Below are 6,178 nucleotides of genomic sequence, written 5' to 3'. Positions count from 1 at the left end.
GTTTGCTGCTGAATGACATTCGAAGCATGATTACCTTTCAAATTCCAAGCTAATAACGCAGATAAATAGCCATCCTTCCACTGTCTTAAGCCGGTCACGATCTGCCCTGTGCCGATCGCAGGCTCAAAACCCAAATGTTCGGTTACTGTATGGCGTAGACTTTGCACGAAAGCCTTCAGTTCCCCTTCCTCCGCAGCGGTAACGAAGTGCATCAATCCCGCATAATTCGCATCACGAAACGCATGATACTGCCCATTTGAATTCTCTGCAGCTTCTCTGCAGACCATTTCGAAAGGCAACCGCATTTTGTCAGGCGAACGTTCCTGCTGTCTATTTTGACGCTCGATGGAACCGGCGGTAACGAATCGCACTTGGCGATTTTCCCATGCATCCAATTGAAACAACTTGGCTCTCTCCCTTAGGAGAGACTCTCGTTCCACCTCTTCTTTGACAAGATGGACCAGGAAATGCTCTTTCATTTCCTTGTAATATTGCGAGAGCCGCCACTGCATCATGGCTTGTTGGTCGCGTTCATTCCTGATACCATCAAGCTCCAGAACAATTTTGCTCAACGTTTCGGTCAATTCATCTTGGGTCACAGGCTTAAGTAAATAATTCCTTGCCTGATTGCGAATCGCTGCTTTTGCATACTGGAAATCCTCATAACCTGTAATAACAATCAATCGCAAAGCGGGATACTGTTCATAGCAGGCTTCCAGAAAGGACACACCGTTCATCACAGGCATATTCATATCCGTAATAACTACATCGGCAGGATGCTGTGTCAGCCACTCCATGGCTTCAGCTCCATTGCCGGCCTCACCTGCAATGTTCAAGCCCATACTTTCCCAGTCAACCTTGAGCTTCAAACCAAGACGAATTTCCGGTTCATCATCGACAATAAGCACACTATACATCTAGGCTCCCTCCTTGAATTGGCAAAATCAGTGAAATACTCGTGCCCTCCAACTCACCCGGAGTTATTTCAAATTCGAACAAATTGCCGTAGTAGAGCTGACACCTGGCTAATACATTGCGCAAACCAATCTGCTCCGACCTTGTTCTCAAAATATGTTCAAAATGGGAAGTCAACGATTCTGCGCGCAACAGCTGATACAACTCCAACGTGATTCCAGTGCCATTATCAGCAACAGTGAGAATTAATCGCTGATCTACACGCTGGACTCTAACGATGACTTTCGCTTCAGCCTGCTCCTTAAAGCTATATTTCACAGCATTTTCAATTAGTGGTTGCAAAATGAATTTAGGAATGACACATTGACGAAGCCGTTCATCTTCCTCTAACGAGAGTTGCAACCTATCCGCAAAGCGAATTTGCAAAATGGAAGCATAATGACGAACATATTTCAGTTCTTCCTCAAGCGGAGTTAAATCGTTGCTGATTTTCAAGGAAAAGCGCATCATTTTCCCCAAGGCTTCAATGACCCTTACGGTATCTTGCGTACGATGCTGCATAGCCAAACTGCTTAATAATTCTAATGTATTAAATAAAAAATGCGGATTAATCTGCATCAATAAAGCTTTATATTCCGCTTGTTGCTTTAACAGTTTCAACTCAAATTCTGTTTTAATATGATAACGAAGCCGGCTGACCATGTTTCGAAACGTGGCCGTAACGTAGCTGACTTCATTCCGCACCTTCTCATCAGCAGGTATACGATTCTCTGCCCCGTCAAAATCGCCCATTTGGACATAACGCATCCCCGATGCTAACCGTGAGAGCGGTTTCGAAATACCATGCGAAAGCCAAATTGCCGCAGCAACTGCTCCTACTAGCAGCAAGGAACCAAAAATTAATAAGCTTGTACGCAGCTTGTACAAATTGCCGTACAAGTCAACTTCAGGCACAATGCCTACCAGCAACCAATTGTTTAGCTTCAGCTTTTTATAAACCATAATGTCCTTAGCACCAGCTTCATTCTCCAGATAGATGACTCCGCTTTGCTGCGAACTGTTGCGGATCGCCTCCATCTGGTTCGCAGCCTCTGGGTGAGTGCTGTATTCACTCTGTCCTAGAACCGATTCACCTTGGCCATCCAGGAGGAAAATCGTACCTTTCTCCCCCAAATGAATCCGATTAAGCGGTTCCAAGAAAAATTCAGAGCTAACATTAATTTTCATCATATTTCTAGATTGCGAGGGCTCAAATGTGCCGATTGGCAGCAATAAACTGAGTACATCAAAAGTTTTCGCACGATTCAACTCAATTGGGTCTTTATGTGCAGAAACCCATTGAATGCCTCTCGTCTTAAAATGATCGTACCACTGTTCCTGCTTGAACGCTGAGTCATTCATCATCTGATTATCCGCAGTGATCCACAATCCTTCCTGGCGATACACCGTCACCGACGAAACAATTGAATAATTATTCGTGGTTTGTGTTAGAAATTGACTCAGATTAATGTTTGCCAGCATCTTTTCGCCTGCTGGCAGTGCAGGATCTGACAATACGTTATCCCAGCTTTTAATCGTCGAGCTGTTAAAAACAATGGAGGAAACATCGTAAATCTGCACCAGCGCCATATTGACGAATGACCCGTACTCGTCCATTTTTTCGAAAGCTGACGATTCGATGTAGGAACGTATGATGGATCGAGACTCTGTAAAAAACAAGTACGACATCGTCCCGAACGAAACGAACAACAAGACGACGAAAAATACAATCAATCGGTTTTTTAGCGAGTAGAACATGTAAGGCCCCCTCTAGCTATATATGGCTTTGTTAATTACATCCATATAACGCCCTCGGGCATCTTTTTGTCAACAGCTAAAATAGGAGCAGCTGCCTTCCTGCACAAAAAAAAATGCCGCATTGATTGCGGCATTCCTTCATTTGTTGATTTTATTCCGCCTCACTAGCTTCAACATCTCCATTCAACTGGTCGGCATACGCTCGAATCAACTCATAATTATGTTTCGATTCCGCGTCTTCCACCTGCTCATTCTCTTGAAACTCCACCATCTTCTTATTATCAATCTGCATGCTGCAAAGCCCCCTCGTGTTGTTGAAATTAGAATTTCCTATCAAGGAATTGTTATCCTTTCTCCAAAAAGTTTTCCTTCTACTAGCAACACCACGGCACGTATACTAGAAAAAGTACGAACTCTGAAGGAGGATCTTGCAATGATTGTAGCGGAACAAATTTATCAGTCGTATGGAATGGATAAAGAGTCATTTATCACCTTTATGAAAAAGCGAAGTTTGCATACAGCTATTCATTCCCTCGGCATCGATTTCGTAGAATTGGCGCCTGATCGTGTTGTAATGTCAATGCCGGTCGGACCTAGCACCCATCAGCCTGCTGGCATACTACATGGCGGAGCATCGGTTCTACTTGCCGAAACAGCCGCTTCAATTGCCTCCGAGATTAATATCATAGACAAAGAAAAATATGCGGCAGTTGGACTTGAAATTAATGCGAATCACCTTAAAAGTAAAAAAGATGGGATCGTAACAGCCGTTGCTACGCCCATTCACAAAGGGCGCAAAACGATGGTGTGGGATATTCGCATCACCGATGAGAAAAGCCAATTGATATGTATTTCACGCTGCACGGTCGCTATTATTGAGAAAAAATAACAAACCCCGTGTAGATACTCCCTGCACGGTACCACCTGCGCTTGCGGCAATTTCGCTTACAACGTACTCAAGGGAACTTGAGTCCTCTATTTCGAGCAAAACGAGCTATTTTCTCTCCGAGCGGAACTAGAGGATCTTATTTGTCCGCCATGAATGCGTTATTCAGCTGAATTGGCAAAATAGCGGAACGTAGTTCCCATTACACATAGAAAATGTGCGCTTTCATTGAAATAGAGGACTGTAATTCCCAGAAATTCCGGAACTACACGTACACGAAAACAGCCCAGAGAATGTGTCTTGGGCTGTTTTAAGCTTCCGCTATGTAGTTTTACTCTTCTGCGTAAATCATTTTAACGGTCATCCCGCCATCGATGGTTAGGTTCTGACCCGTAATGAAACCAGCCTTCTCATCGGCCAGGTATAGACAAGCAGCGGCAATATCCTCTGGTTTGCCTACTCTTCCTACCGGATGTTGTTTTTTATCCACTTCGGAATGAACAATCTTATCCTTTACAGCCGGATAGTGCCAATCTCGAACCTCAATCCATCCTGGAGAAATGGCGTTGACACGAATGCCATATTCACCTAAGCTGATCGCCATCGCATGTGTTAGCGCAGAGATGCCGCCTTTGGAAGCCGAATAAGCTTCTRTGTTCGGCTCTGACATGAATGCTCGCGTAGATGAGATATTGATGATGGCTCCGCCTTGCCCCTTCTCCTTCATCACACGCGCCGCGGCTTGGGAACACATGAAAGCGCCGCCTAAATTAACAGAGATGACCCGCATGAATTGTTCGCTCGTGAGATCAAGAACATCCGCATTATGCATAATGCCTGCATTATTAACAAGAACGTCAATCCCGCCTAAGCCAGTGACCGTCCGCTCCATCCACTGCCTAATTTCATCTTCCTTCGAGACATCGACCTTTGTGAAAAGGACATCCTCTGTATAGGAATTCAAAATCTTGGCCGTCTCCAAACCGGCATCTTCATGAATATCCGCTATGGAAACACTGTAACCTTCTTGGGCAAAAGCCAGTGCAATAGCACGTCCAATACCATGTCCTCCACCTGTGATAGCTGCAACTTTTCGCTTATTCATCCCTGTATCTCCTTTTTTTGTTCATTTTAAAAAATGACCTGAAGTTCCCAATAGGAACTTTAGGTCATTTTGATTTCATTTGCCTGTATGTTAGTTATAAGTTATTTTCAACCCTAATTCAACAGCTCGGTTTAACGCCGCTTCAGAGAATTTTGGTTTCTTATATTTTTGTTCAAACTCTTCCTTAGCTAGCGGCATCCATATGAAATCCTTGTTCTGATAGATCCACGTCTTCGTTCCCCAATCCACGTGGATGGTCCGATTCGTTACTTTTTTAATGACGCCAATTTCAACAATAAAACCGGTTTTGCCAAATAATTTGGCACAGTATTTGTTCAGCATTTCGCTCACGATGACACCCCATTTCTCTATACCTTCGCTCTATTCTCTTATAAAATGCCTGTTAATGCAACCATGACGGGTCTCATGCCGCGCAAAAAAGGCACCAAGGACGGTGCCAAACTCGCTTCAACGATTAAGCTAAAATTTGATTGTTGCGAAGAGAATAAAGGATTACCGCTGCAACTTCAGCCGAAGTATCCTGATCTTGATACTCTTCGCCAAAGGATGCGCGAAACAACTTGTTAATCTCTTCGCTAAGTCTATGTGCATCTAAGTCTACTAGGTGTTTCGTTATGTAAATCGTTAACGTACGTGTTTCACCTTCATATTCGTCATCGAGCGCGTTCATATCTAAAATCCCGATAGGATCCCATGCATCCAGGAATTGCTTAACGATCTCCATAATAGGTGTGGGATCATAAGGCAGTGCGTTCAAATACACATTTTCTTTGATAATCTCTTTTCTAATGCTCCACATCATATAATTCATTTTAGTTTGCTCAGATACAGCTCTAAACTTCAATGGAAAAGCCTCCTTTATTGGACGCTCTCTTGCTTCTCTGTCATCAACTTGTCAGACTCTGTGATCAGTTTGGCAGATCGTTCAATTATCGCCCCATTGAAGTTTATCATTTTCCCTGTCCCTTGAGCAATACATGCCATCGGATGTTCGGCAAGAAACACGGGTACGCCTAATTCTTGCTGTAGACGCTTGTCCAACCCTTCGAGCAAAGCGCCGCCTCCGCAAAGCAGAATGCCTTGCTCCATAACATCGCCAGCAAGCTCAGGTGGACATTTCTCCATGGCAAGCCGAATGCACTCCACGAGTGCAATCATAAAATCATCGAAAATATCATAAATCTCCGTTGAAGAAATCGTAATGCTTCGCGGCAATCCTTCCATCAAGTCGCGTCCTCGAATGTCCATCGTGATTTCCTTAACAGGTTTTGCGACTGTTGCGACATTTTTCTTAATGTCCTCAGCTGTGCGTTCGCCAATAACCATATTGTAGGCACGTTTCACATATTCAATAATATCTTGGTCAATGGACATGCCTCCACGTCGAATCGCTTCACTTACGACAATGCCGCCAAGTGAGATAATCGCAACTTGGCTCGTTCCTCCGCCAATAT

General features: G+C 44.0%; 8 protein-coding genes. 1 reads left to right on the top strand and 7 read right to left on the bottom strand.

Annotation, left to right across the window (positions count from 1 at the left end; translation table 11 throughout):
- The 3 genes from AC1DUA_RS19425 to AC1DUA_RS19415 form a co-directional block, all read right to left on the bottom strand.
- A partial coding sequence (locus AC1DUA_RS19425; RefSeq protein WP_477501336.1) for a response regulator occupies positions 1-917 on the bottom strand: 917 nt, incomplete at its 3' end.
- Positions 910-2,712, bottom strand: coding sequence for a sensor histidine kinase (locus AC1DUA_RS19420; RefSeq protein WP_477501335.1), 1,803 nt, complete (start codon positions 2,710-2,712; stop codon positions 910-912). The genes AC1DUA_RS19420 and AC1DUA_RS19425, both read right to left, overlap by 8 nt.
- A 151-nt stretch (positions 2,713-2,863) precedes the next feature.
- Positions 2,864-3,004, bottom strand: a complete 141-nt coding sequence (locus tag AC1DUA_RS19415; protein ID WP_477501334.1) for a hypothetical protein — start codon at positions 3,002-3,004, stop codon at positions 2,864-2,866.
- Positions 3,005-3,208: 204 nt separating this feature from the next.
- Here AC1DUA_RS19415 and AC1DUA_RS19410 point away from each other — a divergent pair, with 204 nt between their 5' ends.
- Positions 3,209-3,601: a PaaI family thioesterase gene (locus tag AC1DUA_RS19410; RefSeq protein WP_477501337.1), complete on the top strand. Its 393-nt coding sequence runs from the start codon at positions 3,209-3,211 to the stop codon at positions 3,599-3,601.
- A 328-nt stretch (positions 3,602-3,929) separates the two neighbouring features.
- Here the strand turns inward: AC1DUA_RS19410 and AC1DUA_RS19405 are convergent, their stop codons facing one another.
- The 4 genes from AC1DUA_RS19405 to AC1DUA_RS19390 all read right to left on the bottom strand — a co-directional run.
- Positions 3,930-4,703 carry an SDR family NAD(P)-dependent oxidoreductase gene (locus tag AC1DUA_RS19405; protein WP_477501333.1) on the bottom strand — a complete coding sequence of 258 codons (774 nt, stop codon included), beginning with the start codon at positions 4,701-4,703 and terminating at the stop codon, positions 3,930-3,932.
- 90 nt (positions 4,704-4,793) lie between these two features.
- On the bottom strand, positions 4,794-5,054 hold the full coding sequence (locus AC1DUA_RS19400) for a hypothetical protein (RefSeq protein ID WP_477501332.1): 261 nt from the start codon (positions 5,052-5,054) through the stop codon (positions 4,794-4,796).
- Positions 5,055-5,178: 124 nt separating this feature from the next.
- Positions 5,179-5,568 carry a hypothetical protein gene (locus tag AC1DUA_RS19395; RefSeq protein WP_477501331.1) on the bottom strand — a complete coding sequence of 130 codons (390 nt, stop codon included), beginning with the start codon at positions 5,566-5,568 and terminating at the stop codon, positions 5,179-5,181.
- A 14-nt stretch (positions 5,569-5,582) separates the two neighbouring features.
- Positions 5,583-6,178 (bottom strand): rod shape-determining protein (locus AC1DUA_RS19390; RefSeq protein ID WP_477501330.1); only part of this gene is annotated, 596 nt, incomplete at its 5' end.

This window comes from Paenibacillus sp. 01T422, assembly GCF_056398785.1.
Note: the sequence above shows the minus strand (reverse complement) of the source record. Positions and strands in the feature narration are given on the sequence as shown.